This is a genomic window from Cupriavidus sp. WGlv3, assembly GCF_023952475.1.
Taxonomy (GTDB): Bacteria; Pseudomonadota; Gammaproteobacteria; order Burkholderiales; family Burkholderiaceae; genus Cupriavidus; species Cupriavidus phytorum.
Map to the genome: position 1 here is coordinate 59420 of NZ_JALHRX010000019.1, position 24229 is coordinate 83648.

Consider the following 24229-nt stretch of genomic DNA (forward strand, 5'->3'; position numbering starts at 1 on the left):
TTACCGGCCCGCGGGCGGGCGCGGCGGCAGGTAGCGCCGCGCCGAGCGCGCTCCCGCCACTGCGATCCAGCCCATGGTCAGCGCCACCAGCGCCAGGCCTGCGCGCAGGCTGGCCAGGTGCGCCACGCCGCCGATCAGCACCGGGCCCAGCAGCAGCCCGACGTAGGCGAAGCGCGCCACGCGCGCAATCGCTTCCGCCGGCGCCACGCCCGGCAGCCGCGACGCGGCGACAAAGAAGATCGGCACCATATTGGCCGCGCCCAGCCCCATCAGCGCAAAGCCTGCCAGCGCGGCCAGCGGCAGCGGCACGGCCAGCGCCAGCGCAATCCCGGCAAAGCCCAGCCAGGCGCTGCCGGTCAGCGTGGCGCTGTCGCCCAGGCGCGCGCGCAGGCGGTCGCCGCCGAAGCGCCCGCACGCCATGCCGCCCGAGAACGCGGCATAGCCCAGGCTGATCCAGCCGTCGGGCGCGCGTGCCACGTCGCGCATGTAGACGCTGGTCCAGTCGTACATCGCGCCTTCGCCGATCAGCCCGAGAAAGGCCAGCAGCCCCAGCAGCCATAGCGCCCGCACCGCATGGTCGCGATGGTGGGGCGCGGAGGGCGGCACCGGATGGTCGGCCAGCAGCCCCGGCAGCGTGGCCACCGCCACCGCCGCGGTCACGCCGGCCATCATGGCCGCATGCGCCAGCGGCGGCACGTCCAGGGCCAGCATCGCGCCGCCAAAGCCCGCGCCCGCCATGCCGCCCAGGCTGAACATGCCATGCAGCGACGACATCACCGGCCGTGTGCGGCTGGCCTCGACCGTGGCGGCCTGGGCGTTCATGGCGACATCGAACGCCGCGTTGGTCATGCCGAAGACCAGCAGCGCGGGCAGCAGCAGCCAGAACGACGGCATCGCCAGGATCGCCACCGTGGCCAGCGCGAACAGCAGCCCGCCGGCCATCGAGGCGCGCGCGCTGCCGGCGCGCGCCACCCAGCGGCCGACCGGGCCCATTGCCACGATGGCGCCGCCCGCCACCGCCAGCATCGCCAGCGACAGCATTGCGTCGGACAGGCCGAAGCGCGCCTTGATGGTGGGGATATGCACGCCCCAGGTGGCAAAGGTGGCGCCGTTGACGAAGAACAGCGCCATGGTGCCGCGCGTGGCGCGCGCGACCTGGCCGGCAGGCAGCGCGGCGGCGGACGCCGGCGAGGCGGTCATGGGCGGTCCGCGTCCACGCGCAGCAGCCCGCGCCGGTGCAGCGCGTAGCCGAACGCCAGCAGCGCGGCCAGCGCCAGCGCCAGCATCACCCACAGCATCAGCCAGTAGCCCCCGGCCGCGCGCCACAGCAGCGCGCCCAGCCACGGCGCCGCCGCCTGCATCAGCAGCACCGGCGTCATCATCAGCCCGTTGAGGGTGGCATAGTGGTGGCGCGAGATCAGCTCCGGCATGGCCATCGCGCGCAGCATGGTGTTGACGCCGTTGGCGCAGCCGTACAGCACGGCCGCCACCATTAGCCAGGCGCCATGCCCCAGCGCAAAGCACAGCAGCCCGACGCTCATCAGCGCATAGACCGGCAGCGACAGCCGTACCGGGTGGCGCACGCCCGCGCGCATCATCAGCATGCGGCCCGCCACCTGGGCCGGCCCGATCAGCGCCGCGACCGCCAGCTGCTGCGCCACCGGCATGCCTTTCTCGGTCAGCATCGGGATCAGGTGCGCACCCAGCAGCGATGCCACCACCGCGGTCGCGGTAAAGGCCAGCAACACCGCCCAGAACACCGGCTGGCGCAGCGTGGCGAGGGCAATGTCGCGGCCGCCGGTGGCGGCCGTGCCGGCGCCCGCGCCAGAGTACGAGGGATGCAGGGCGTAGCGCATGCGCGCATGCAGCGGCGCGCAGACCAGCAGGTTCAGCAAGGCAAAGCCGACCAGCGTCGGGCGCCAGCCGACATGCAGCACCAGCCATTGCGCCAGCGGCACGAAGATGGTGCTGGCAAAGCCGGCCATCAGCGTGACCGCGACGATCGGCTTCTGGTACTGGTCGCCATAGGCCTGGCGCAGCACCACGAAGGCGGGCTCGTACAGCGTGGTCGCCATGGCCAGGCCGAGCGGCACCCACATCAGCAGGAACACCGGCTGCGACGGCGTCCACGCCCACAGCAGCAGCCCCAGCCCGGCCAGCACCGAGCCCGCGCCCATCACCTTGCGCGCCGGCGCGCGGTCCAGCAGCCGCCCGACCGCGAACGAGCACAACGCCCACACCAGCAGCCCCAGCGAATAGCCGCCGGCCAGGAAGGGCTTGGACCAGCCCAGGCTGCGGATCATCGGGTCGATGAAGACGGTGAAGGCGAAGAACAGCGTGCCCCAGGAGATGGTCTCGGTCAGGCCGAGGATCCACACCAGCCGGCGCGGCGGCGTGGCGGGCTGCGCGGGCCCGGTGCGAGCCGGGCTGGCAGGATGGCGGGTGTCGGCAGCGTCCGTGCCGGGGCTGGCTTCGAGTGTGGTCATGGCGGGCCCGGCGGGGGATGGCCGCCACGGAAGCGGCGCGCCTGGGGCCAGTCGGAAATTGTAGCGAGGCTGCGCGCCGGCTGCTCGCGACGCACTGGCCGTAACGCGCGTTACTGTGCGGTCACCGGCGTGGGCGGACCTTTCAGCTCGACCACGTTGCCGTCGGGGTCCTGCACATAGAGCGAGGGCCCCTTGCCTTCGGCGCCGAAGCGCTGCGCCACTTCGCCCGCGTCGACGCCATGCCGCGCCAGGTGCGCGCGCAGCGCCTGCGCGTCGAACGGGTCGATGCGCAGGCAGAAATGGTCGAGGTTGCGGCCCTGCGCGCCCGGCCCGGCGCCGCCCGCGCGGCCGAGCGGGCCCTCGAGCGTGACCAGGTCGATCAGGCTGGCACCGGCGCGCAGCTGGGTCAGGCCCAGGTCGGCCTGCTCGCGCTCGACGCTGCAGCCGAGCACATCGACATAGAAGCGCCGCAGCGCGGCCACATCGGCGCTGCGCAATACCAGGTGGTCGAGGCCGAGGATGCGGAAGGCCGCGTCAGTGGTGCAGTCCGTCATAGTCGATGATCTTGAGGTTATCCAGGTCGACATTGTCCAGGCAGCGCACATTGACCGCGGCCATCGGCTTGCCGTCCTTGTCCTGGCCGTCCGCATACGGGCCGCAGCCGCACACCGGGCAGAAGCGGTGCGCGATCTTCATGGTGTTGAAGCGGTAGGTGGAGGCGTTGCTCTCGGGCGTGTCCAGCTTGAAGGACGCGCGCGGCACGAACCACAGCAGGTGGCCGCGCCGCCGGCAGATCGAGCAGTTGCAGCGGATCACGCTGGGGATGCTGTCGGCCTCGACCGCGAAGGCGATGTTGCCGCAATGGCAGCTTCCGTTGAAGGTCATGTCATTCTCCTTGCGACAGGGTCCGTTCGACCCGGGATCACAGCAACGCTGCTGCGCCGCAATATGCCGGCACATTGTTTGGTTTTTGACAGTGTAGTCCGGCCACGGGTGCCACAATGCCTGCAAGCTGTTGCAAGACGATGGCGGCACGACCACACCACGCCCACAAAAATTGCCCACAAAAGGAGACCCGCATGAGCGACCCCCACGCGCCTGCACGCGCCACCTTCAGCCATATGGAACACGGCACCCGCGAAGACTGGGCCGCCATCTCCGTCGAGTTCATGCCGTTCGCCCGCGCGCTGCCCGACCGCGTGCTCGCGCACCTGCGCCTGCTCGATGGCGACTGCGGCGGCTTCCCGGTGGACCGGCTCACGCATTCCTTGCAGACCGCGACGCTGGCGCATCGCGACGGCCAGGACGAGGAATACGTGGTCTGCGCGCTGCTGCACGATATCGGCGATACGCTGGGCAGCTTCAACCATCCCGACATCGCCGCCGCCATCCTCAAGCCCTTCGTCAGTGCCGAGAACCTGTGGATGGTGGAGAAGCACGGCGTGTTCCAGGGCTACTACTTCTTCCATCATCTCGGCCTCGATCGCAACCTGCGCGAGCAATACCGCAGCCAGCCCGAGCTGTTCGAGCGCACCGCGGAGTTCTGCCGCAAGTATGACGCCGCCGCCTTCATGACCGACTACGACACGCTGCCACTGTCGTTCTTCGAGCCGATGGTGTGCCGGGTGCTGTCGCAGCCGAAGCACTCGATGTATGTGAAGCCCGGGGAAACGACGCTGGCACAGGCGTAAGCCGACGACGCACGCCTGCCGATGGTGATTCCCTCTCCCCGCATGGGGAGAGGGCAGCGTGAGGGGTGGTTTGGCTAGGGACCACGCCTCCCTGCCTTCTCCCCCGGCCCCTCTCCCGCAAGCGGGAGAGGGGAGGAAGAAGCGCGCCTCAGGCCGCCCGCTGCGCCGTCTCCGGATGCCGGAACTGCTCCAGCAGTTTCGCCCAGCGCGCCCGCACCGCCTTCAGGTTGTTTTCCTTGACGTGGCCGAAACCGCGGATATCGTCCGGCAGGCTGGCCAGCGCCACCGCGGTGTCGTGGTTGGCGGCATTCAAGCCCGCCACCAGTTCATCCAGCAGGGCACGGTACTCGCCGATCAGCGCGCGCTCGGTGCGGCGCTCTTCGGTCTTGCCGAAGATGTCGAAGATGCCGCCACGCAGTCCCTTCATCTTTGCCAGCACTCGGAACAGCTTCATCGTCGACGGGCCGAACTTGCGCTTGACCAGCTGGCCCTTGTCGTCGCGCTTCGCGTTCAGCGGCGGTGCCAGCCAGAAGTTGAGCTGGTAGTCGCGCCCGGGCTCGCCCTCGAACTGCGCGCGCAGCTTGTCCAGGAAGGCGGGGTCCGTATAGAGGCGCGCCACTTCGTACTCGTCCTTGTACGCCATCAGCTTGGCCAGGTTGCGCGCCGCCGCCTCGGTCAGCGCCAGAGCCTTGCCGCTGCCCAGCAGCGCGCTCTCGGCCGCGCGCACGCGCTCGATCGCTTCGCGGTAGCGGCGGGCATAAGCCGCATCCTGGTACGCCGTCAGGTGTTCCACGCGGCGCGCGATCAGCTTGTCGAGCAGGGCGCCGGTCGACGCCGGCAGCTTGACCACGGCTGCCCCTTCGGCGGTGCTCCTGAGCTTGCCGCTCAGCGACAGCACGTGCTCCGGGTCGTGCGCCATATGGCGGCCCCAGTCGAACGCGGCCTTGTTCTTTTCCACCGCCACCCCGTTCAGCTCGATGGCGCGCTCCAGCGCCTGCAGTGTCAGCGGGATCCAGCCCTTCTGCCAGGCGTATCCGAGCACCAGCGGATTGGTGTAGATGGCATCGCCCAGCAGCGCCACGGCCAGGCCCGAGGCATTGATGAAGTCGCACTTCTCGCCCACCGCATTGCGCACGTCCTGCTCGGCCGACAGCCCCGGGAACTGCCACTTCGGGTTCTTGATGAAGTCGGCGGTCGGGGTTTGCGCGGTGTTGACCACGGCCCGGGTGCGGCCGGCCTGGGTCTTGGAGATGACCTCGTCGGAGGCCGACACGATGGCATCGCAGCCGATCACCAGGTCGGCCTCGCCCATGGCGATACGGGTGGCATGCAGGTCATCCGGGCGCGCGGCCAGCTGCACGTGCGACAGCACTGCGCCGCCCTTCTGCGCCAGCCCGGCCATGTCGAGCACGGTGACGCCCTTGTTCTCCAGGTGCGCGGCCATGCCGAGCAGGCCGCCGATGGTGACCACGCCGGTGCCGCCGACGCCGGTGACCAGAATGCCGTAGGCGCGGCGGATCGCCGGCAGTTGCGGCTCAGGCAGCGCCGGCAGGCTGTCCATCGACACGCCGTGCTGCTCGGGCTTGCGCACCTGTGCGCCCTCGGCCGTGACAAAGCTGGGGCAGAAGCCGTTCACGCACGAGAAGTCCTTGTTGCACGACGACTGGTTGATCTGCCGCTTGGTGCCGAACTCGGTTTCCAGCGGTTCCACCGACAGGCAGTTGGACTTGACCGAGCAGTCGCCGCAGCCCTCGCACACCGCATCGTTGATAAAGGCGCGGCGCGGCGGGTCCTCCATCGTGCCGCGCTTGCGGCGGCGGCGCTTTTCGGTGGCGCAGGTCTGGTCGTAGATCAGGATGGTGCAGCCCGCCACCTCGCGCAGCTCGCGCTGCACGCGGTCGAGCTGGTCGCGGTGATGGACGTCGATGCCTGGCGGCAGCTTGATCGCCGCGTTGTATTTCTCGGGCTGGTCGCTGACGATGGCGATCTGCTTCGCGCCCTCGCTGTGCACCTGCCAGGCGATGTCCTGCACCGACAGCTGGCCGTCCACAGGCTGGCCGCCGGTCATCGCCACCGCGTCGTTGTACAGGATCTTGTAGGTGATGTTGACGCCCGCGGCGATCGACGCGCGAATCGCCAGCAGGCCCGAGTGGAAGTACGTGCCGTCGCCCAGGTTGGCGAACACATGCTTGTCGCCGGCAAACGGTGCCTGGCCGATCCACGCCACGCCTTCGCCGCCCATCTGGCTGAAGGTGCTGGTGCTGCGGTCCATCCACACCGTCATGTAGTGGCAGCCGATGCCGGCCAGCGCGCGCGAGCCCTCGGGCACGTTGGTCGAGGTATTGTGCGGGCAGCCCGAGCAGAACCACGGCTTGCGCTCGGCCTTCGGCTGGCCCGTCCCCTCGCCGACCACGCGCGGCGTGGCCAGCGCCTTTTCCTTTGCCTCGATGATGGCCAGGCGTGCGGTGATGCGCGCGCGCACGTCCACAGGCAGGTCGAACTTGTCCAGGCGCGTGGCGATGGCCTTGGCGATGATCGCCGGCGACAGCTCGTAGTGCGCCGGCAGCAGCCAGTGGCCCTGCGGGATCGACCATTCGCCGCCGGCGTTGTCCTTCTCGTCGAACTTGCCGTAGACCTTGGGGCGGACATCGTCGCGCCAGTTGTACAGCTCTTCCTTGAGCGCGTACTCCATGATCTGGCGCTTCTCTTCGACCACCAGGATTTCCTGCAGCCCTTCGGCAAAGGCGCGCGCGCCATGCGCTTCAAGCGGCCACACGCAGCCCACCTTGTACAGCCGGATGCCGATCTGCGCGCAGGTGGCATCGTCCAGGCCCAGGTCGGCCAGCGCCTGGCGCGTGTCCAGATAGGCCTTGCCGCCGGTCATGATGCCGAAGCGCGCGTGCGGCGAGTCGATCTCGATGCGGTCCAGCTTGTTGGCGCGCACATAGGCCAGCCCGGCGTACCACTTGTAGTCGAGCAGCCGTGCCTCCTGCTCCAGCGGCGGATCGGGCCAGCGGATGTTGAGGCCCCCCGGCGGCATGATGAAGTCGCCCGGCAGCACGATCTGCACGCGATGCGGATCCAGTTCGACCGAGGCCGACGATTCCACCACGTCAGTCACGCACTTCATCGCCACCCATAGGCCGGAGTAGCGGCTCATGGCCCAGCCGTGCAGGCCGTAGTCGAGGTACTCCTGCACGTTGGACGGATACAGCACCGGCAGGCCGCAGGCCTTGAAGATGTGCTCGGACTGGTGCGCCAGCGTCGACGACTTGGCCGAGTGGTCGTCGCCGGCCAGCACCAGCACGCCGCCGTGCTGCGACGAGCCCGCCGAGTTGGCATGCTTGAACACGTCGCCGGTGCGGTCCACGCCCGGCCCCTTGCCGTACCACATGCCGAAGACCCCGTCGAACTTCGCGTCGGGGTACATGTTGACCTGCTGCGAACCCCATACCGAGGTCGCGGCGAGGTCTTCGTTCAGGCCGGCCTGGAACACGATATTGTGCGCGGCCAGGTGCTTCTTGGCCTTCCACAGCGACTGGTCGAGCGCACCCAGCGGCGAGCCGCGGTAGCCGGAGATAAAGCCGGCGGTGTTCAGCCCGGCGGCGTGGTCGCGCTCCTGCTGCAGCATCGGCAGGCGCACCAGCGCCTGCGTGCCGCTGATATAGATGCGGCCGCGTTCGAGCGTGTATTTGTCTTCGAGGGAAACGTTGGCGAGCGCCTGGCGGATGGCGTCGCTGACCGGCGAGGTCAGGGGGGCATTCATGCGTGCTCCTCTATGGGCGTGCTGTCGGGATCACCGAAACCTGCAGTTGTGGGCAACCGCCGCGTCGCCTCTTGTGAAGGCTCCGGGTGGCTGTGTCTCTGCGCGGCATGGTAGCACCGCCACAAAAGCGGCGGTACCTTGCAATGCAGCACAAAGCGTGCCGGTTATGGCCGTGATTTCCCGTATCGACAGGGCCTGGCGTGTACACTGCGTTGCATCGAGACCGCCCGCGCCGACGCCGGGCCGCCTCCCATGCGTCATATCTGCGTTGCCAGCCTGGTGCAACCCGATCCCTTGTCCGACCGCGCCGGTGCGCGGCTTGCCAGCGAATATCCGAACATGACCAATTCCCCCCGCCAGGGCACTGCGACCCTGGCCGTGCTGATCGACGCCGACAACGCGGCGCCCGCCATTGTCGAAGGCCTGCTGGCCGAGGTCGCCAAGTACGGCGTGGCCGCCGTCAAGCGCATCTACGGCGACTGGACCCGGCCCAACCTGGCCGGCTGGAAGGAGCGGCTGCTGTCGCACTCGATCCAGCCGATCCAGCAGTTCCGCTACACCGTCGGCAAGAACGCGACCGACAGCGCCATGATCATCGACGCCATGGACCTGCTCTACACCGGGCGCTTCGATGGCTTCTGCATCGTCTCCAGCGACAGCGACTTCACCCGGCTGGCCTCGCGCATCCGCGAGCAGGGCCTGACGGTGTACGGCTTTGGCGAGCGCAAGACGCCCAAGCCGTTTGTCACGGCCTGCGACAAGTTCATCTATTCCGACGTGCTGCGCGCCGAGGTCGACACCGACGGCGCGGACGGTGCCGACGGCGCCGCCGCGCCCACGCGCAAGCGCAGCACCGGCGAGCTGCGCCAGGACTCGCGCCTGGTGCGCCTGCTGCAGAATGCGGCGCAGGCGGTGTCGGACGAAGACGGCTGGCTGACGCTGGGCAGCATGGGCAACCACATCGCCAAGCAGGCGCCGGAATTCGACTCGCGCAACTACGGCTACGGCAAGCTGTCCGAGCTGGTCGCGGCGACCGGCCTGTTCGAGGTCGAGACCCGCAACGGCGGCAACAACAAGACCATCTGGGTGCGGCTGAAGAAGCGCGCCAAGGGCGGCGAGCCTCAGCAGCGCCCGCCGCAGCCGCCGGCCCAGCACGCCGAGCCGGCGCGTCGCCAGCCCGCACCTGCGCCGGCGCCGGCGCCGGAGCCGGCCCGCGGGGTCGAACCGCTGCCGACGCCGGAGACGGTTGCTCCCGAGCCCGAAACGCCGGCGCAAGCCGAGCCGTCCTTTGTCGCGGCCGATGCGGTGCAGCCCGAGCCGGAGCCGGTGCCGCCGCTGGAAGCTGCGCCGCAGCCGGATCCGCAGCCGGACCCGGAGCCCAGCGCGGGCAGCCGCACCGGCGCGCGCAAGCGCGCGGCGCGCCGGCCCGAGGTGACGCTGAGCGAGACGCCGTGGCCGATCGATCAGTCGGTGTTCGCGGCGCCGGGCACGACCGTGCTGACGGCGACAGTGGAGGCGGAACCGCAACCGGCCGCTGTCGAACCCGACGCCGCACCGGCGCCGGCACCGGCGCGCAAGACGCGCAAGCGTCCGAGCAAGAAGGCAGAGTAAATCGGCCTGCTGGTGTTGTTCCCTCTCCACCTTGCGGGAGAGGGAAGCGTCCGCAACGGACGTCAGGCCAAAGCAAGCGTTATCGGCGCGCGCCTTACCGCACCAGCTGGTTGATCTCGATGATCGGCATCAGCACCGCCAGCACGATCAGCAGCACCACCACGCCCATGGTCAGGATCAGCAGCGGTTCCAGCAGGCTGGTCAGGAACAGCGTGCGCCGTTCCAGTTCCTGCGCTTCGCCCTGCGCGGCGCGGTCCAGCATCACCGGCAGGTTGCCGGTGGCTTCACCCGAGCGGATCAGGTGCACCAGCACCGGCGGAAACTGGTTCTGCGCCGCCAGCGCGCGCGCCAGCGAGGCGCCTTCGCGCACGCGGGTGTTGGCGTCTTCCACGTTGGCGCGCAGCGCCTCGTTGGTCAGGGTTTCGCCGGCGGCCTGCAGGCTGCGCAGAATCGGCACGCCCGCGGAAACCAGGATCGCCAGCGTGCCGGCAAAGCGCGCGGTGTTGTAGCCGCGCACCAGCTTGCCCAGCAGCGGCGCGGTCAGCAGCCAGCGGTGCCATTCCAGCCGCACCGCGGGCTGGCGCAGCAGCCGGCGGATGCTGAACGCGGCCACCGCGATCACCGCCAGCGCGGCCCACCACCAGTTGCGCACGAAATCCGACAGCCACAGCATGACGATGGTCAGCGTGGGCAGCTTCTGCTTGGTATTGGCGAACACGCTCACCACCTGCGGCACCACGTACGACAGCAGGAAGATCACGATCGCGAACGCCACCACCGTGACGATGGCCGGATAGGTGAAGGCCAGCCGGATCTTGGAGGTCAGCGTGTTGCGCGACTCGATATAGCCGGCCAGCCGCTCCAGCACCAGGCCCAGGTGGCCGGAGTGCTCGCCGGCCGAGACCAGCGCGCGGTAGATGTCCGGAAAATCGCGCGGATGCTGCGCCAGCGCCACCGACAGCGCGCTGCCGCCCATCACCTCGGCGCGGATGCCGGCCAGCAGTTCATGCACATAGGGCCGCTCGGCCTGGTCGGCCAGCGCGCCCAGCGCCTCGTCCAGCGGCAGGCCGGCGACGATCAGGCTGGCCAGCTGGCGCGTGAACAGCGCCTGCTCCTGCGTCGACAGCTTGCGCGCGAACAGCTGGCTGCCGGCGCGCGGCGCCAGGCCGGCGCCGGCGAGCGCGTCGACGGTCAGCGGCGTCAGTCCGCGCGCGCGCAACTGGGTGCGGGCCTGGCGCGCGCTGTCGGCCTCGATCACGCCGCGGTCGGTCTTGCCGGCGGCGTCGGCGGCTTCATAGCGGAAAGCTGGCATCCGGTCGGCTCCGCGTCAGTCGCGCGTAACGCGCAGCACTTCCTCGAGCGAGGTCGCGCCGCTGTCGATCCAGCGCTGCGCGTCGCCGCGCATGGTGTGCATGCCGTGCGCCAGCGCGACCTGCTTGATTTCCGATTCGGGCGCCTGGCGGTGGATCATGGTGCGGATTTCATCGTCGACCGTGAGCAGCTCGTAGACGCCCATGCGTCCCTGGTAGCCCGACTGGCCGCACTTGTCGCAACCGACCGGATGCCAGACGGTCTGCAGCGGCTTGCCCTGCGCGTGCAGCACGTCGGCCTCGGCCGGGGTGACCTCGATCACTTCCTCGCGCTTGCAGTGCGGGCACAGCCGCCGTACCAGCCGCTGCGCCAGCACGCCCAGCAGCGACGACGACAGCAGGAACGGCTCGATGCCCATGTCGACCAGCCGCGTCACCGCCGAAGCCGAGTCGTTGGTGTGCAGCGTGGCCAGCACCAGGTGGCCGGTCAGCGACGCCTGCACCGCAATCTGCGCGGTTTCCAGGTCGCGGATCTCGCCGATCATGACCACGTCCGGGTCCTGGCGCAGGATCGCGCGCAGCGCCTTGCCGAAGGTCATGTCGATGCGCGGGTTGACCTGGGTCTGGCCGATGCCATCCAGGTCATACTCGACCGGGTCTTCCACCGTCATGATGTTGGTGGTGCGCGCATCCAGGCGCGACAGCGCGGCATAGAGCGTGGTGGTCTTGCCCGAGCCGGTCGGCCCGGTCACCAGCACGATGCCGTGCGGCTGCCGGATCAGGTGGTCGAAGCCGCGCAGCGTGTCGGGCGCCATGCCCAGCTTGGCCAGGTCCAGCCGGCCGGCTTCCTTGTCGAGCAGGCGCAGCACCGCGCGCTCGCCGTGGCCGGTGGGCAGCGTCGAGACCCGCACGTCGACCGGCCGTCCGCCCACGCGCAGCGTGATGCGGCCGTCCTGCGGCAGGCGTTTCTCGGCAATGTCGAGCTGCGCCATGATCTTAATGCGCGAGATCAGCGCCCCGTGCAGCGCCTTCTTGGGCCGCACCACGTCGCGCAGCGTGCCGTCGACGCGGAAGCGCACCACCGACGACGATTCGAACGGCTCGATATGGATATCCGAGGCGCCTTCGCGCGCGGCCTGCGTCAGCAGCGCGTTGATCATGCGGATGATCGGCGCATCGTCTTCGGATTCCAGCAGGTCTTCCACCGCGGGAATGTCCTGCATCAGGCGCGACAGGTCGACCTCGCCCTCGACCTCGCCCACCACCTGGGCGGCGCTGCCGTCCTGGCGGTTATAGGCGTCGGACATGGCATGCTCGAGCGCCTCGGGCTCGAGCACGCGCAGGCGCAATGCGCCGTGCACGCGCGCCACTTCGGCCAGCGCCGTGGGCGAGGTGGCGCGGCTGACCCACACCTCGAGCCCGTCGGGACGCTGGTGCGCGATCAGCAGCGGCGCCTCGCGCGCAAAGCCGTAGGAGACCAGCCGCGCCGCCATCGGCGACGGTGGCTCGAGCTCGGCCGGCGGGTTGAAGCCGGCAATGCCGGCGGCAGGGGTGGAGAGGGCGGTTTGGACTTCGCTGGCCATGACGGGCCTCAATACGGGAGTGCGGCTTCGCCGCGCGAGTTGAGCGGCTGCGGGGCGCCCACCGGCGCCGGCGGCACGGGTTGTGGCGCGGGTTGCGGTACCGGTTCGGGCACCGGTTGCGGGACCGCCTGCAGCGGCTGTGGCTGACCCGGCACGCCCGGCTGCGGCGCGCTCTGCGGCAGCGTCTGGGGCAGCGGCAGCGGCCCGGCCACGGGGCCGTTGGTGCGCGGGTTGACGAACGGCGTGGTCGGCGCGTCGGCCGGCGGCAGCAGCGGCGTGTTGGTGTCCCGCACCATGATGTTAGGCGATACGAAGCCCTGCTGCTGCGCGCGCATATAGTCGTAGCGGTCCGCGGTCAGGCGGTCGGTGGCGCCGGCCGTGCGCATCACATAGGGCCGCAGGAACACCAGCAGGTTGGTCTTCGAGCGGTTCTTGTTCTCGTAGCGGAACAGGCCGCCGATCAGCGGGATGTCGCCCAGCAGCGGCACCTTCTGTACGCCGTCGCCATAGTTGTCCTCGATCAGGCCGCCCAGCACGATGATCTGGCCGTCGTCGACCAGCACGTTGGTCTCGATCGAACGCACGTTGGTGGTCGGGCCCTGGATCAGGTTGGCGGTCGCCTGCACCACGTTCGACGATTCCTGGAAGATCTGCATCTTCACCAGCCCGCCGTCGGTGATCTGCGGCTTGACCCGCAGCGTGATGCCGACGTCCTTGCGGTCGAAGGTCTGGAACGGCGTGACCGAGGCCGCGCCGCCGGTCTGGGCGTAGGAGCCGGTGGTGATCGGGATGTTCTGGCCGATCAGGATCTTGGCTTCCTCGTTCTCGAGCGTGATCAGGTTCGGTGTCGACAGCAGGTTGACGCTGCCATTCGTACCCAGGGCGCGCAGCAGCGCGCCCAGGCCCATGGCCCGGTTGACGATGCCCAGGTTCAGGCCGCCGATGTCGGGGACCAGTTGCTGCGCGGCAGCGATGCCGGCGGAGCGGTTGGCGTCGGCCAGGGCGCCGGCCAGGGTCAGGTTGAGGATGTTCTGTCCGCCGGTGCCGAAGTTGGTGCCGGCAAAGACGTTGTTGTTGCCGCTTGACGAGCTGATCAGGCCCTGCCACTGGATGCCGAGTTCACTCGCCTGGGTGGCGGTCACTTCGACGATCATCGACTCGATATAGACCTGCGCGCGGCGCGCGTCGAGGTCGTCGATCACGCCGCGCAGGTTGCGGTAGACCGGTTCGCTGGCGGTGATGATCAGCGAGTTGGTGGAGGGGTCCGCCTGGATGATGCCGCCCGTGGTCGGCTGCGTGGTGGTGCCGAACGAGGCCGCGAAGGCCGAGTTGCCATAGGCGCCGCCGGTGCCGCCGCCGGTGCCGGTGCCGCCGCGCATGCCGGTCTGGGGGGTGGTGGCACCGCCGGTGAACTGGCCGCCGGTCGGCGTCGAGACATTGGTCATGCCCGCCGCGCCGCCGATGCCGCCGGCCTGCCCGCCGGGCTGGGTGGTGGTGGCGAAGCTGCTGTCGGCGGCGACGATGGCGCGCAGCGTCGCGGCCAGCTTGATCGCATCCGCGTTCTTCAGCGGCACCACCCAGATGTTGCCGGGGCGCGCGTAGGGCTGGTCGAGCTTCTCGATCAGCTGGCGCGCCTGCTGCAGGCGCGCACGGCTGGTGGCGCGGATCATCAGCGAATTGCTGCGCGGCTCGGCCACTACCGAGGTGCGCAGGCTGGCATCGACGGCCGCGGCACCGCCGCCGCCGGTGGCACCCGCGGCGCCCGGATCCAGCAGGCGCTGCAGCACCGCCGCGGTATCGCTGGCCAGCGCGTGCTTGAGCGGCACCAGTTCGACCTCGCCCGAGGCCGGCGCATCGACCGCGGCGATGATGCGGGCGATGCGGCGCAGGTTGTCGGCGTAGTCGGTGATGACCAGGGTGTTGTTGGCCGGATAGGCGGTGATGGTGTTGTTGGGCGCGATCATTGGCCGCAGCACCGGCACCAGGTTGTTGGCCGACTCGTAGTTCAGCCGGAACACCTGGGTCACCACCTGGTCGCCGCGGCTGGGGCTGCCGCCGATCACGGTGGGCGAGCCCTGCAGCTTGGCGTCGGCCTCGGGCACGACCTTGGTGAAGCCGTTGCTCTCGACCATGGCATAGCCCTGCATGCGCAGCACCGAGCCCAGCGTCTGCAGCGCCTGCGCGCGCGAGACCGGCTGCTCCGTGACCAGGTTGACGGTGCCCTTTACGCGCGGGTCGATGACGAAGTTCTTGCCGGTGGCCTGGCCGACCGCCTTGATCACGGAGTCGAGGTCGGCGTTGACGAAGTTCAGCACCACCTGGTCGCGATTGGCGGGGGTGACGTCGGGCGGCGCCGGCGGCGTGCCCGGGTTTGCCTGGCCGCGCGAGGCCGGCGCCCCGGGCTGAGCCCACAGCGGCGCGGGCGCCAGCAAGGAGAGCCCGCAGAGCAATGCCACGGCGCGGGCGCAGGCGGTCTTGAAAACAGGTCGGTTGGCGTGGGTGGTCATAGTCATTTCCGTGGGCTGTGCGCTCTGCGTGGCATCAGAAACGCAGCCTAGTCACATTGTTGTCTCGTCGTCCCAGCAGGCTCAGCAGGCTGGTCAGCTGCGTCGCGGCCTCGGGTTCGGCATGCGCGGTACCCTCGAAGCGCGCCTGCCGCCCGAGCGTGCCGCTGCCCTCCAGGTGCAGCGGACCATCGATGGTGCTCAGTTGCAGCTTGCCGCCGCCCGCGCCGGTCCAGTCGATCTCGGCGCGGTAGCTGCCCAGCGGGCGCAGCCGGCTGACTGCGGCCGATACCTGCTCGATGCGCAACGTCATATGGCCGGTCATGCCCTGGCCGGAAAACCGGCCCTGCAGCGCGGACCAGTCCACCCGCATCAGGCCGTCCGGGCGCAGCGTGTTGAACGGCGCGCCCACGCCCTCGAGCAGCGACGCGGGCAGGCGCATCGCACCCGACTGCGCGGTCCAGCCGCCCGGCGTCGCGGTGACCGCGACCGGCGCGGCCATGGCCTCCGAATGGGTCAGCACCAGCCGCGCGCGGCCGGTCAGCAGCGGCCAGAACGCCAGCGTCCAGTGCAGCCGGCCGGGCAGCACGGTGGCAGTCTGGCTGCCCGCCCCGGCCGACAGCGCCAGCGTGGCGCTGCCGCGCCACAGCGAGCCGCTGGCATCGGCCAGCAGGACGCGTCCCTGCGTCTGCGTGGCGACGCGCGTGGCGATCCATGTTGCCGGCAGCATCGCCACCGTCGTTACCGCCGCCGTCGCCAGGCCCAGCCCGAGCCAGCGCAGGCGCCGCGCGGCGGCCGGCTGGCGCAGTGCGCGCCGCGGCAGGCGCAGGGTTTCCAGCCGCACCATCAGCTGCGGCCACCCGGACCCTGCAGGGTCGCGGTAACGTTCACCAGCGCCGTGGCGCCGACATAGACCACGCGCGCATCGATCACCTTCATGCGCTGCTGCTGGCGCACGTCCTGCAGCCAGGTGCTGACCGCTCCGAACGGAACCTTGTCCAGCTGCACCTGCACGCTGTTGTCGGCGGCGGCCGCCAGGCGCGTGGCTTTGAGGCCGTACTGGCCCAGACTTTCCTGCAGCGCCTGGGTCAGCGCATCGCCGCGCAGCGACGGCGCCGGCGTGGCCTTGAGGCCGCGGGCTTCCTGCGCCAGCGTTTCCATCTCGGCCAGGTCGGCACGCAGCTGCGGCAGGTTGCGCGCGGCCCGCTCGCGGCCGTCGGCGGCCGGCTCCCACAGCAGCAGGTAGCCGAGCACCAGTGCCAGCACCGCGGTGCCGCCGCCCAGGATGGCCTGCTCGCGCGGATTGCGCGCCGACCAGAAGGCGTCGAAGCGTTCCCGCCAGGCTGGTGGCACCGACGGGCGCAGGCGGGCCATGCGCGTGCGCAGCGTGGCGGCGCCGCTGCGGCGGGCGGCGGGCGAAGGGCTGCGGGTGGAGTCTTTCGATGGGTTCATGTCGGGCGTGCGCCGGTCACAGGCCGGGCTTGATGGTCCAGCGCGAGCCGGGTGTCACAGGCGTGCCTGCGCTCGAGCCGGTGCTGCCCGCGGCATTGCCGGCCTTGTCCTCTTCCATCTGCAGCCCGGCTTGACGCGCCGCGCTGCGCAGGCCGGCGGTGTCGGTGCCGGGCTTGAGCGTCACCACCAGCATGCGGCCGCGGTACTCGAGCGCCTGCAGCGCATCGGGCGCCAGCCGGCGCGCGGCCTGGGCGAAGCGGTCGGCCAGCGGCAGGAAATCATCGGGCGTGCTGCGCCCGCTGGCGATGCGCAGCTGCTCGACCTGCCGGCGCATCTGCAGCGGGGCGTCGATCACCGTCGGCGTCTGCGGGAAGGTGCCGCGCAGCGTCTGCGCCTGCGCGGCTTCGAGCCGTTGCTGTTCGTTGCGCAGCAGCAGCCAGTGCGTGTTCATGCCGATCAGCTGGACCAGCACCAGGCCCGCCACCAGCGCCAGCGGCAGGCGCCATGCCACCAGGTTCCAGCGGTCGGCGCGGCCCTGCGCGAATTCGAACTGCGCCAGGTCGAGCCCCGGCTCGCGCAGGCATTCCTGCGCACCGTCGATCCACAGCCGCCAGCCGGTGCGACCGGCCTGGCGCAGGCCGGGCACCGGCGCCATCGCAGCGGCGTCGGCATCGGCATACCAGGCGCCTTCAGGCGCCAGCGCCTGCCATGCGGCCAGGGCGTCGTCGCCCAGCAGCAGGCCATAGCCGGCGTGCGCACCGGTGCGCACGGTCAGCTGCCACTGGCGTGTGGTGCTGCTGGCGGTGTCCGGCAAGGCTTCGCCCAATGCATCGCCGAGCGCACCGCCTTCGGCGAGCGCGCTGGCGGCGGCCTCGACCACCAGCGTGGCCGGCTGCACCGCGGCTGGCGCCGCGCCCGGCGGCGCCAGCGTCGGCTCGGCGCCGGCTTCCTCTTCTTCTGGCACGGCCAGCGGCACGCACAGCTGCGCGGCCAGCACGTGGCGGCGGCGATGGCGGTGCTCGGCAAAGGCATCGAGCACCGCGCGCAGCCAGGCGCGGTCCGCCACCATCAGCAGGCGCCGGCGCGGCCCGCGCGCGGGCGCGGCGCTGTCGAGGGCGGGGCCGAGGCCGATGTGGCAGGGCTGCGCGTCGGTGGCGAGGGCGTCCTCGACCAGGTTGGGCAGCGCCTGCTTCAAACGCGCGGGCGGCAGCGGCGGCACGCTGGCGCTGGTCAGCAGTACGTCGCTCGCGGCCAGGATCAGCACCAACCGCTCCGCCGCGGGCAGGTCGGCGATGCGGGCGTGGCCTTCTCGCAACACTTCCGGTGCGGCACGGGGCAAGCCGCGGCGCGCCGGCTCGGCCGCCGCCGTGCGCACCAGCGCAAAAGACAGGGCGCCGAACTGCCACGGTTGCGGCTGGTCATGCGGCCGGTGCGGCAAGCGCACGTACAGAGTGGTGCTCAAGGTGTCCTTGCTTTGGCTTCAGTAGAACGGCTCGATAAGGCGCATGGCCCATGGGGGTGCGCCCGGGAACGCCCCGGCGCAGGAAACTTGCCGGAGTGCGGGGATGCCGGCGGGCGGCCTGGGAGGCCGATCAGCGGCGAGCGGGCTGGTGTCAGGCTCGCGCCAGCGCCGCAGCATACCTTGCCTGCGTGACAAAATCGCGTCAATACCATTCTCCCCGGTTGCTCTGGTGTGCTGTTTTCATATGTGTGCCAGGCCGCCTTGCCATGCTCAGCGCAGGTCCGGCAGCCGGTCCGCGTCCTGGATCCAGACCACGCGGGTGGTGTTGGCTGCACCGAGCGGTTCGCCGCGGTAGATCAGCGACACCTGCAGCCGGCTGGCGCGCTCGTGCCGCACCAGCCCGTAGACCAGGAAGTAATGCGAGCGCACGTCGAGCAGGTTGCCCAGGTTGCCGCTGCTTGCTTGCGGCGCCAGCGCGGACAGCTGCGTCTGCAGGTTGCCGATGTTGTTGAAGTAGGCGCGGTCGCGCTGGCGCACCAGCTCGCGCGCGCGTTCCAGCGGCAGCTTGTCGATCATCGCGGCCAGCACCTCGGCCTCGGCGGTGTTGGCATTGACCAGAGTGCGCTCCGGCAGCACGATCACGAAGGGCTCCAGCACCGCCACCATCTCGGGCGTATAGCCGGGCAGCGCCAGCAGGCCCTGCACGCTGTCGAGCGGGCGCGGCGCCTGCCGGCCCGAGCCCTCGCCGCCGTGGCCACCCTGCGCGGCCTGCAGCATGTGGCGTGCGGTGGTCTCGGCCAGCGCCGGGTTCAGGCCCACGGTGCGCAGCAGCCGGCCATAGGCGGCCTGCGCCGACTGGTCGATATTGGCAACGCGCCCGACCGGCGCGCCCTGGCCGCCGGTGGCGGACCATGTCACCAGGTTGGCAAGGTTGAAGCGCGCCTGCGCATCGAGGATGCGCCCGGACAGGAACGAGGTCTCGCCCGCCACGTCGGTGCGCAGCGACGCGCCCAGGAAATCCGACAGGCGGGTCTCGGCGATCGGCACCGCCCATGGCTCGCCCAGCTCGTCGACATTGCTGCGGCGCTGGTCGTCGCGCAGGATCAGCCGCGCCCAGTCGACCGCGGCGCGCTCGATCCAGGTCGCCTGGGCCAGCAGCCGCTGGTTCTCGATGGCGCGGATCTGCACCTGCTGCCGCCATAGCATGCCCGACACCACCACCACGGCCAGCGTCACCATCAGCAGCGCGGTGACCACGGCGGCGCCGCGCGCGCGGCGCGAAGGCCTGAAGCGGAGGGGGCGGAGGGGACGGCGGGCGTGCGTCATAGCCCCGAGACGCAGATCTTCTGGAACTGCCGCGGCGTGTCGCCGTCGCCCATGCGGGCGAGGATGGTCAGCTCCACCGCGCGCACCGCAGTATTGGGCACCGCCGCGCCGGCCTCCGACGCTTGCACCGCGCTGGCCGCGTTGCCGCTGAACAGCACGTTGCGGATGCGGTTGCTGTCGGCCTGCCAGCCGCCCGGTTCGACCCAGGCGCGCGCGCTCATCCCGTCGACGTTGCCCAGCACGCGCCGCACCTGTGCGTTGTTGCCTCCGCCCTGGCGCAGCGCCAGCAGCGACGACTGCAACGCGGCACGGTTGCTCACCGGCGGCGCGGCCACGCGCACCAGCGTGTTGCCGTCAAGCTGGTACGACAGCGCCTGCCATGCCGGCGGCTGGCCTTCGTCACGGCGGTCGCGCACCAGCAGCACGCGGTTCTGGCCGATCTCGACCGGGCTGCCCTGCAGCAGCGTGGGGTTGGCCAGGTGCTCGCAATCGGCCTGCAGCTGGCCGTACAGCACCTTCAGCGCATCCAGCCGGGCGTCATGGTCGATCAGCCGTTCGCGGCCGCGCGTCAGGCTGTCCAGCGCGCGCCAGCCGATCACCGCCATCACCGCCAGCAGCGTGATGGCGACCAGCATTTCCAGCAGCGTGAAGCCGCCGGCGAATCGGCGCCCGCGCCGGCGCTCAGAGCACGTTGCGGATTTCATTGGGAACGATGGTGACGAGCCAGGCCAGCCGCACCGACTTGTCGGTGGCCGACGGATAGACCGCGATCTCGACGCGGCGGAACACCGGATTGGGCGTCGCGGACACGGATTGCTCGCAGTACAGCGGCGTGCCGCCCTGCGGGCAGGCATAGCCGCTGACGCCGGGCTCGGGCCAGGTCTTGGCCAGGCGCAGCGAGGCCAGGTGGTTCTCGGCGCTCCATTCGGCCAGCATGCGGGTCTGCAGCGACGCGCTGGCATCGACCATCGAGCCCATCGCGCGCATCGCCGCGGTCAGCGCCACCGCCAGGATGGTCAGCGCCACCAGCACTTCGATCAGCGTGAAGCCGGCCGCGCGGGCGCGCCGGCGTGCGGGGAAGCGCGGGCGCGTCATGGCGTGCTGGCGAAATAGCGGCCGCTGCCGTCGCCGGCCACGTCGACGCGGATATCGCCGCGCACCAGCACCAGGCGCTGCGGGGCATCGATCAGCTCGCGCCCGAAAACCAGCCGCGGCGGACTGTTGGTGCCGGTGCTGCGGCCGCCTTCGGCGACGATGACCTGGTCCAGCGCAAGGCGCCAGGTGCCTGGCGCGAACACGTCGGTGCGCAGGGGGATCCAGCCGTTGGGAGTCGATTCGAGGAAGCGCCAGCCGCCGGCGTCGCCTTCCCAGGCGAGCGGGCGCGCGCCCAGCTGCGCTTCTTCCTGGGCCAGCTCGAACAGCCGCGCGATGCGCTGGCCGTCGTCAAGTACGCGGCCGCGCTCATTGGGCGAGGCATTGACCGCGACCAGCGAGATCACGATGCCGGCGATCACCATCACCACCAGCAGCTCCAGCAGCGTGAAGCCGGAGTGCCGCTGCCGGGGGGCGCGGCGGCGCGGCGCCGTGGTCATCAGGGAAGCGGCAAAGGCGGGCGGCAGGGGCGCTTACTCCCAGTTGCCGATATCGGCGTCGTTGGCGTTGCCGCCGGCCTGGCCGTCGGCACCGAAGCTGAACACGTCGATTTCGCCGCGCACGCCGGGGTTCAGGTATTGATACGGATGGCCCCACGGATCCTTGGGCAGCTTTTCCAGGTAGCCGCCGCCCTTCCAGTTGTTGGGCACCGGCTCGGTGGTAGGCTTGGCCACCAGCGCGCCCAGGCCCTGCTCGGTGGTCGGATAGCGGCTGTTGTCGAGGCGGTACAGCTTGAGCGCCTGCATGATCGACGAGATATCCTGGCGCGCCGCGACGATGCGGGCTTCGTCCGGACGGCTCATGATCTTGGGCACCACCAGTGCCGCCAGCACGCCGAGGATCACGATCACGACCATGATCTCGATCAGGGTAAAGCCGCGCGCGCGGCGGGCAGGACGGGCGGGGCGGGCAAGCTGGGAAGTGAATCTGCGCATTGTTGGTTAAGACCTCGTTGCTGGAATGGCGGGACCCGCGCCAGGGTGCTGGCGGGGCCGGGTTCGCCAATCAGTATAACCGGCGCCTTATGACTCTTTTATGGGCGGCCCTGGATGGGGCTGCAGAGAAGTCGGTTGTGAATCACAATGGTGGCCGGCGCTTTTTGGCGAATCCCGAACCGTAGCACGCCGGGAAAAAATATAACTTGCATCCAGGATGCATCTTTTTTAACATGACGCCACGATGCAACTGACCCGCTTCTCGGACTACGCGCTGCGCCTGTTGATGTACGTCGCCCGTGGCGACGGCAGCCGGCCGATCACGATCGCCGAGGTGGGCCAGCAGTTCGGCATCTCGCACAACCACCTGGTCAAGGTGGCGGCGAGGCTGTCGAAGCTGGGCTGGGTCAGCGCCACGCGCGGCCGCCATGGTGGCCTGCAGCTGGGTCCCGGCGCCGAGCGCCTCACCATCGGCACCATCCTGCGCGAGTTGGAAGGGCACCGGCCGGTGATCGACTGCGACAACCCGCCCTGCGCGCTGAACGGCAACTGCCGCCTGAAGCGCGCGCTGGACGTGGCCGAGCAATCCTTCTACCGCGCGCTCGACGACGTCACGCTGGCCGATGTCACCGGCAGCCACACCGCCGAATCGATCATCCGCCTGCATCGTGATTTCCTGAACCGGCGTTCGGCCTGAGCGGACGGGATCCGCGCGTGGCCGGCGAATGCCGGTTTTTTGTTGTCCAAAAACATGCATCTTGTTTGCATGAATAAAACGGAGTGATACCTGATGCTGTCCGCCGCTTCCCGCCCCTATATCGATGCAAGCGTGCCCGTGCTGCGCGAGCATGGCCTGGCCATCACCACGCATTTCTACCGCGAGATGTTCGCCGACCGGCCCGAGCTGACCCAGCTGTTCAACATGGGCAACCAGGCCAACGGCAGCCAGCAGCAGTCGCTGGCCTCGGCCGTGTTCGCCTACGCGGCCAACATCGACAACGCGGCGGCGCTTGGACCGGTGGTTGAGCGCATCGTGCACAAGCACGCGGCGGTGGGCATCACGCCCGCGCACTACCCGATCGTCGGCCGCCACCTGCTCGGCGCGATCTCCGCGGTGCTGGGCGAAGCCGCCACGCCGCCGCTGCTGGCGGCCTGGGACGAGGCCTACTGGCTGCTGGCGGGCGAGCTGATCGCCGCCGAGGCGCGCCTGTACCAGCGCACCGGCGTCGCCGCCGGCGAACTGATGCCGGTGCGCGTGGTGCGCCGCGAGGCGCAGGGCGGCCAGGTGGTGGCGCTGACGCTGGCCGCGGCCGACGGCCAGCCGCTGCGCGAATTCCGCCCGGGCCAGTACATCAGCGTCGAGGCGCGCCTGGACGACGGCACGCGCCAGCTGCGCCAGTATTCGCTGTCGGCCGAGGCCGGCCTGCCGACCTGGCGCATCTCGGTCAAGCGCGAGGACGGCGACCAGGCCACGCCGGCCGGCGCGGTGTCCAACTGGCTGCATGCCAACGCCCACGAGGGGGCGGAGCTCAAGGTGAGCGCGCCGTTCGGCGAGTTCACGCCGGTGCTGGAAAGCCGCCGTCCGCTGGTGCTGCTGTCGGGCGGGATCGGCATCACGCCGATGCTGTCGGTGCTGCGCACGCTGGCCGCGCAAGGCTCGCAACGGCCGGTGCTGTTCGCCCACGCCGCCCGCGACGGCCACCACCATGCCCATCGCGCCGACCTGGAATGGGCGCGCGAGCGCCTGCCGGGGCTGGTCACGCACATCAGCTATGAGTCCCCGCGAGCGGAAGACGTTGCGGGCCGCGATTACGACCACGCCGGCACCATGCCGCTGGCCGAGATGCTGCGCCAGCCCGAGCTGCAACGCTTCGTCGACGGCCGCTTCTACCTGTGCGGGCCGCTTGGCTTCATGCAGGCGCAGCGTCACGCGCTGCTCAGCGCGGGCGTGCCGGTGGCGCATATCGAGCGTGAAGTCTTCGGCCCCGACCTGCTGGACGACCTGCTTTAAGCGCCCCAGGCCGGGCCGGCGGCGACATCGCCGGCGCGGCAGACAGCGTCATGGGGCTCTGGTACGCTTGGCGCGTCCGCGCTCTCGCGCCATGACCCGCCGCGGCGGGTATCCAGGGTCCCGATCCATGCAATTGTCCCTCCGGCCTTCGTTCCGCTTCGATGCCTCCGCGCTGTGGCTGCCGCGCCTGGCCAGCGTGGCGCTGTTTATCGCGCTGTGCGCGCTGGTCACCTACTGGGTGCTGACGTTCAGTGCGATGCGGACCATCCCGGTGCCCAAGAGCGCGCGCGTGGCGCAGACCGAGGCCGTCGAGACCGGCGCGATCGCGACGCTGTTCGGTGGCTCGGCCCAGGCCGGCCCGAGCAATGTGCAGCTGCTTGGCGTGGTGGCCGAACTCGGCGGTGGCGCCAGCGCGGCGATCGTCTCCATCGATGGCGGCCCGGCCAAGGCGGTGCGCATGGGTGCCGACCTGGCGCCGCAGATCCGGCTGGTGGAAGTGCGCCAGCGCGGCGTGGTGATCGAGCGCAATGGCGTGCGCCAGGAGATTGCCCTGCCGCTGCAGGCGGCTGCCACGCGCGGTGCGCCGCGTGCCGCCAGCCCGCTGCCGACCCCGCCCGCCGGCGCGGCGGCGCCAATGGCAACGCCCATGCCGCCGCCAGCGCAGGCCCCTGCGCAGCCCGCACCGGCCCAGCCGCCGCGCAGCCAGCCGCCAGGGCAACAAGCCCAGCCGCAGCCGCAAGCCCAGGCCCAATTCCAACCTCAGCCTCAGCCACAGCCACAACCGGTGCAGCCGGCACCATCGGTCCAGCCGGCCCAGCCCCAGCCCCAACCCGTCGATCCGCGCCAGTACCAGCCCGGAATGTCGCCCGAGGCGGCGGATGACGGCCAGCTCGTGCCGAAAGCGCAGCCCTAGGCTGCCGGCGCATCAATTATTCGTGCT

The 24229-nt window shown here is 70.4% G+C and carries 21 protein-coding genes; 5 read left to right on the top strand and 16 right to left on the bottom strand.

All coding sequences use genetic code 11. From position 1 onward, the window contains the following. The 4 genes from MKD38_RS24820 to MKD38_RS24835 all read right to left on the bottom strand — a co-directional run bounded on the left by MKD38_RS24820 (nt 1) and on the right by MKD38_RS24835 (nt 3371). Nucleotides 1–1200, bottom strand: a complete 1200-nt coding sequence (locus MKD38_RS24820; protein WP_252681026.1) for an MFS transporter — start codon at nt 1198–1200, stop codon at nt 1–3. Beyond that, entirely contained in the window at nt 1197–2486 is a 1290-nt protein-coding gene (locus MKD38_RS24825) for an MFS transporter (RefSeq protein WP_252681029.1), read from the bottom strand. The genes MKD38_RS24820 and MKD38_RS24825 overlap by 4 nt, the downstream gene beginning before the upstream one ends. 110 nt (nt 2487–2596) lie before the next feature. Then, nucleotides 2597–3040 (bottom strand): VOC family protein, encoded by a 444-nt coding sequence (locus MKD38_RS24830; protein WP_252681031.1) that lies wholly within the window; start codon nt 3038–3040, stop codon nt 2597–2599. Continuing rightward, entirely contained in the window at nt 3021–3371 is a 351-nt protein-coding gene (locus MKD38_RS24835) for a GFA family protein (RefSeq protein ID WP_252681034.1), read from the bottom strand. The genes MKD38_RS24830 and MKD38_RS24835 overlap by 20 nt, the downstream gene beginning before the upstream one ends. Before the next feature lie 194 nt (nt 3372–3565). On the opposite strand from MKD38_RS24835, the gene MKD38_RS24840 reads away from it, so the two are divergent. Beyond that, entirely contained in the window at nt 3566–4177 is a 612-nt protein-coding gene (locus MKD38_RS24840) for an HD domain-containing protein (RefSeq protein WP_252681036.1), read from the top strand. Nucleotides 4178–4325: 148 nt separating this feature from the next. Here the strand turns inward: MKD38_RS24840 and MKD38_RS24845 are convergent, their stop codons facing one another. After that, a complete protein-coding gene (locus MKD38_RS24845) occupies nt 4326–7943 on the bottom strand; it encodes an indolepyruvate ferredoxin oxidoreductase family protein (protein ID WP_252681039.1) in 3618 nt (1205 codons plus the stop codon). 339 nt (nt 7944–8282) lie between these two features. Here MKD38_RS24845 and MKD38_RS24850 point away from each other — a divergent pair, with 339 nt between their 5' ends. Next, nucleotides 8283–9554, top strand: coding sequence for an NYN domain-containing protein (locus tag MKD38_RS24850; RefSeq protein WP_252681042.1), 1272 nt, complete (start codon nt 8283–8285; stop codon nt 9552–9554). 94 nt (nt 9555–9648) lie between these two features. Here MKD38_RS24850 and gspF read toward each other — a convergent pair whose 3' ends face one another. The 11 genes from gspF to gspG form a co-directional block, all read right to left on the bottom strand. After that, a complete protein-coding gene (gspF, locus tag MKD38_RS24855) occupies nt 9649–10866 on the bottom strand; it encodes a type II secretion system inner membrane protein GspF (protein WP_111521935.1) in 1218 nt (405 codons plus the stop codon). A 15-nt stretch (nt 10867–10881) separates the two neighbouring features. Further along, nucleotides 10882–12357: a type II secretion system ATPase GspE gene (gene gspE, locus MKD38_RS24860; protein WP_050976489.1), complete on the bottom strand. Its 1476-nt coding sequence runs from the start codon at nt 12355–12357 to the stop codon at nt 10882–10884. Between the two features lie 98 nt (nt 12358–12455). Then, on the bottom strand, nt 12456–14954 hold the full coding sequence (gene gspD / locus MKD38_RS24865) for a type II secretion system secretin GspD (protein ID WP_252681045.1): 2499 nt from the start codon (nt 14952–14954) through the stop codon (nt 12456–12458). A gap of 34 nt (nt 14955–14988) precedes the next feature. Next, a complete protein-coding gene (gene gspN, locus MKD38_RS24870) occupies nt 14989–15798 on the bottom strand; it encodes a type II secretion system protein N (RefSeq protein ID WP_252681048.1) in 810 nt (269 codons plus the stop codon). Continuing rightward, complete coding sequence (locus MKD38_RS24875; protein ID WP_252681051.1) at nt 15798–16403, bottom strand: type II secretion system protein M; 606 nt, start codon at nt 16401–16403, stop codon at nt 15798–15800. Before MKD38_RS24875 ends, gspN begins: the two co-directional genes overlap by 1 nt. A gap of 16 nt (nt 16404–16419) precedes the next feature. Then, on the bottom strand, nt 16420–17865 hold the full coding sequence (gene gspL, locus MKD38_RS24880; protein WP_252681054.1) for a type II secretion system protein GspL: 1446 nt from the start codon (nt 17863–17865) through the stop codon (nt 16420–16422). Nucleotides 17866–18135: 270 nt separating this feature from the next. After that, a complete protein-coding gene (gene gspK, locus MKD38_RS24885; RefSeq protein ID WP_252681057.1) occupies nt 18136–19191 on the bottom strand; it encodes a type II secretion system minor pseudopilin GspK in 1056 nt (351 codons plus the stop codon). Further along, nucleotides 19188–19895 carry a PulJ/GspJ family protein gene (locus MKD38_RS24890; protein WP_252681060.1) on the bottom strand — a complete coding sequence of 236 codons (708 nt, stop codon included), beginning with the start codon at nt 19893–19895 and terminating at the stop codon, nt 19188–19190. The genes gspK and MKD38_RS24890 overlap by 4 nt, the downstream gene beginning before the upstream one ends. Then, nucleotides 19873–20286, bottom strand: a complete 414-nt coding sequence (gene gspI / locus MKD38_RS24895; protein ID WP_252681063.1) for a type II secretion system minor pseudopilin GspI — start codon at nt 20284–20286, stop codon at nt 19873–19875. Before gspI ends, MKD38_RS24890 begins: the two co-directional genes overlap by 23 nt. After that, nucleotides 20283–20783, bottom strand: coding sequence for a GspH/FimT family pseudopilin (locus tag MKD38_RS24900; RefSeq protein WP_252681066.1), 501 nt, complete (start codon nt 20781–20783; stop codon nt 20283–20285). The genes gspI and MKD38_RS24900 overlap by 4 nt, the downstream gene beginning before the upstream one ends. Nucleotides 20784–20816: 33 nt before the next feature. Beyond that, entirely contained in the window at nt 20817–21278 is a 462-nt protein-coding gene (gene gspG, locus MKD38_RS24905; RefSeq protein WP_012354175.1) for a type II secretion system major pseudopilin GspG, read from the bottom strand. A 244-nt stretch (nt 21279–21522) separates the two neighbouring features. On the opposite strand from gspG, the gene MKD38_RS24910 reads away from it, so the two are divergent. The 3 genes from MKD38_RS24910 (at nt 21523) to MKD38_RS24920 (ending at nt 24202) form a co-directional block, all read left to right on the top strand. Next, nucleotides 21523–21975: an RrF2 family transcriptional regulator gene (locus MKD38_RS24910; protein WP_252681068.1), complete on the top strand. Its 453-nt coding sequence runs from the start codon at nt 21523–21525 to the stop codon at nt 21973–21975. Nucleotides 21976–22068: 93 nt separating this feature from the next. Next, the gene (locus MKD38_RS24915) at nt 22069–23289 is read left to right on the top strand and encodes a globin domain-containing protein (protein ID WP_252681070.1); all 1221 of its coding nucleotides are present in this window, start codon (nt 22069–22071) and stop codon (nt 23287–23289) included. A gap of 127 nt (nt 23290–23416) precedes the next feature. Then, nucleotides 23417–24202: a type II secretion system protein N gene (locus MKD38_RS24920; protein ID WP_252681072.1), complete on the top strand. Its 786-nt coding sequence runs from the start codon at nt 23417–23419 to the stop codon at nt 24200–24202. Nucleotides 24203–24229 lie beyond the last annotated feature (27 nt).

What these genes read in the sequence shown, in the direction of transcription:
- MKD38_RS24820 (WP_252681026.1), bottom strand. Translation starts at nt 1,200, where the DNA reads ATGACCGCCTCGCCGGCGTCCGCCGCCGCGCTGCCTGCCGGCCAGGTC.
- MKD38_RS24825 (WP_252681029.1), bottom strand. Translation starts at nt 2,486, where the DNA reads ATGACCACACTCGAAGCCAGCCCCGGCACGGACGCTGCCGACACCCGC.
- MKD38_RS24830 (WP_252681031.1), bottom strand. Translation starts at nt 3,040, where the DNA reads ATGACGGACTGCACCACTGACGCGGCCTTCCGCATCCTCGGCCTCGAC.
- MKD38_RS24835 (WP_252681034.1), bottom strand. Translation starts at nt 3,371, where the DNA reads ATGACCTTCAACGGAAGCTGCCATTGCGGCAACATCGCCTTCGCGGTC.
- MKD38_RS24840 (WP_252681036.1), top strand. Translation starts at nt 3,566, where the DNA reads ATGAGCGACCCCCACGCGCCTGCACGCGCCACCTTCAGCCATATGGAA.
- MKD38_RS24845 (WP_252681039.1), bottom strand. Translation starts at nt 7,943, where the DNA reads ATGAATGCCCCCCTGACCTCGCCGGTCAGCGACGCCATCCGCCAGGCG.
- MKD38_RS24850 (WP_252681042.1), top strand. Translation starts at nt 8,283, where the DNA reads ATGACCAATTCCCCCCGCCAGGGCACTGCGACCCTGGCCGTGCTGATC.
- gspF (WP_111521935.1), bottom strand. Translation starts at nt 10,866, where the DNA reads ATGCCAGCTTTCCGCTATGAAGCCGCCGACGCCGCCGGCAAGACCGAC.
- gspE (WP_050976489.1), bottom strand. Translation starts at nt 12,357, where the DNA reads ATGGCGGCGCGGCTGGTCTCCTACGGCTTTGCGCGCGAGGCGCCGCTG.
- gspD (WP_252681045.1), bottom strand. Translation starts at nt 14,954, where the DNA reads ATGACCACCCACGCCAACCGACCTGTTTTCAAGACCGCCTGCGCCCGC.
- gspN (WP_252681048.1), bottom strand. Translation starts at nt 15,798, where the DNA reads ATGGTGCGGCTGGAAACCCTGCGCCTGCCGCGGCGCGCACTGCGCCAG.
- MKD38_RS24875 (WP_252681051.1), bottom strand. Translation starts at nt 16,403, where the DNA reads ATGAACCCATCGAAAGACTCCACCCGCAGCCCTTCGCCCGCCGCCCGC.
- gspK (WP_252681057.1), bottom strand. Translation starts at nt 19,191, where the DNA reads ATGACGCACGCCCGCCGTCCCCTCCGCCCCCTCCGCTTCAGGCCTTCG.
- MKD38_RS24890 (WP_252681060.1), bottom strand. Translation starts at nt 19,895, where the DNA reads ATGAAATCCGCAACGTGCTCTGAGCGCCGGCGCGGGCGCCGATTCGCC.
- gspI (WP_252681063.1), bottom strand. Translation starts at nt 20,286, where the DNA reads ATGACGCGCCCGCGCTTCCCCGCACGCCGGCGCGCCCGCGCGGCCGGC.
- MKD38_RS24900 (WP_252681066.1), bottom strand. Translation starts at nt 20,783, where the DNA reads ATGACCACGGCGCCGCGCCGCCGCGCCCCCCGGCAGCGGCACTCCGGC.
- gspG (WP_012354175.1), bottom strand. Translation starts at nt 21,278, where the DNA reads ATGCGCAGATTCACTTCCCAGCTTGCCCGCCCCGCCCGTCCTGCCCGC.
- MKD38_RS24910 (WP_252681068.1), top strand. Translation starts at nt 21,523, where the DNA reads ATGCAACTGACCCGCTTCTCGGACTACGCGCTGCGCCTGTTGATGTAC.
- MKD38_RS24915 (WP_252681070.1), top strand. Translation starts at nt 22,069, where the DNA reads ATGCTGTCCGCCGCTTCCCGCCCCTATATCGATGCAAGCGTGCCCGTG.
- MKD38_RS24920 (WP_252681072.1), top strand. Translation starts at nt 23,417, where the DNA reads ATGCAATTGTCCCTCCGGCCTTCGTTCCGCTTCGATGCCTCCGCGCTG.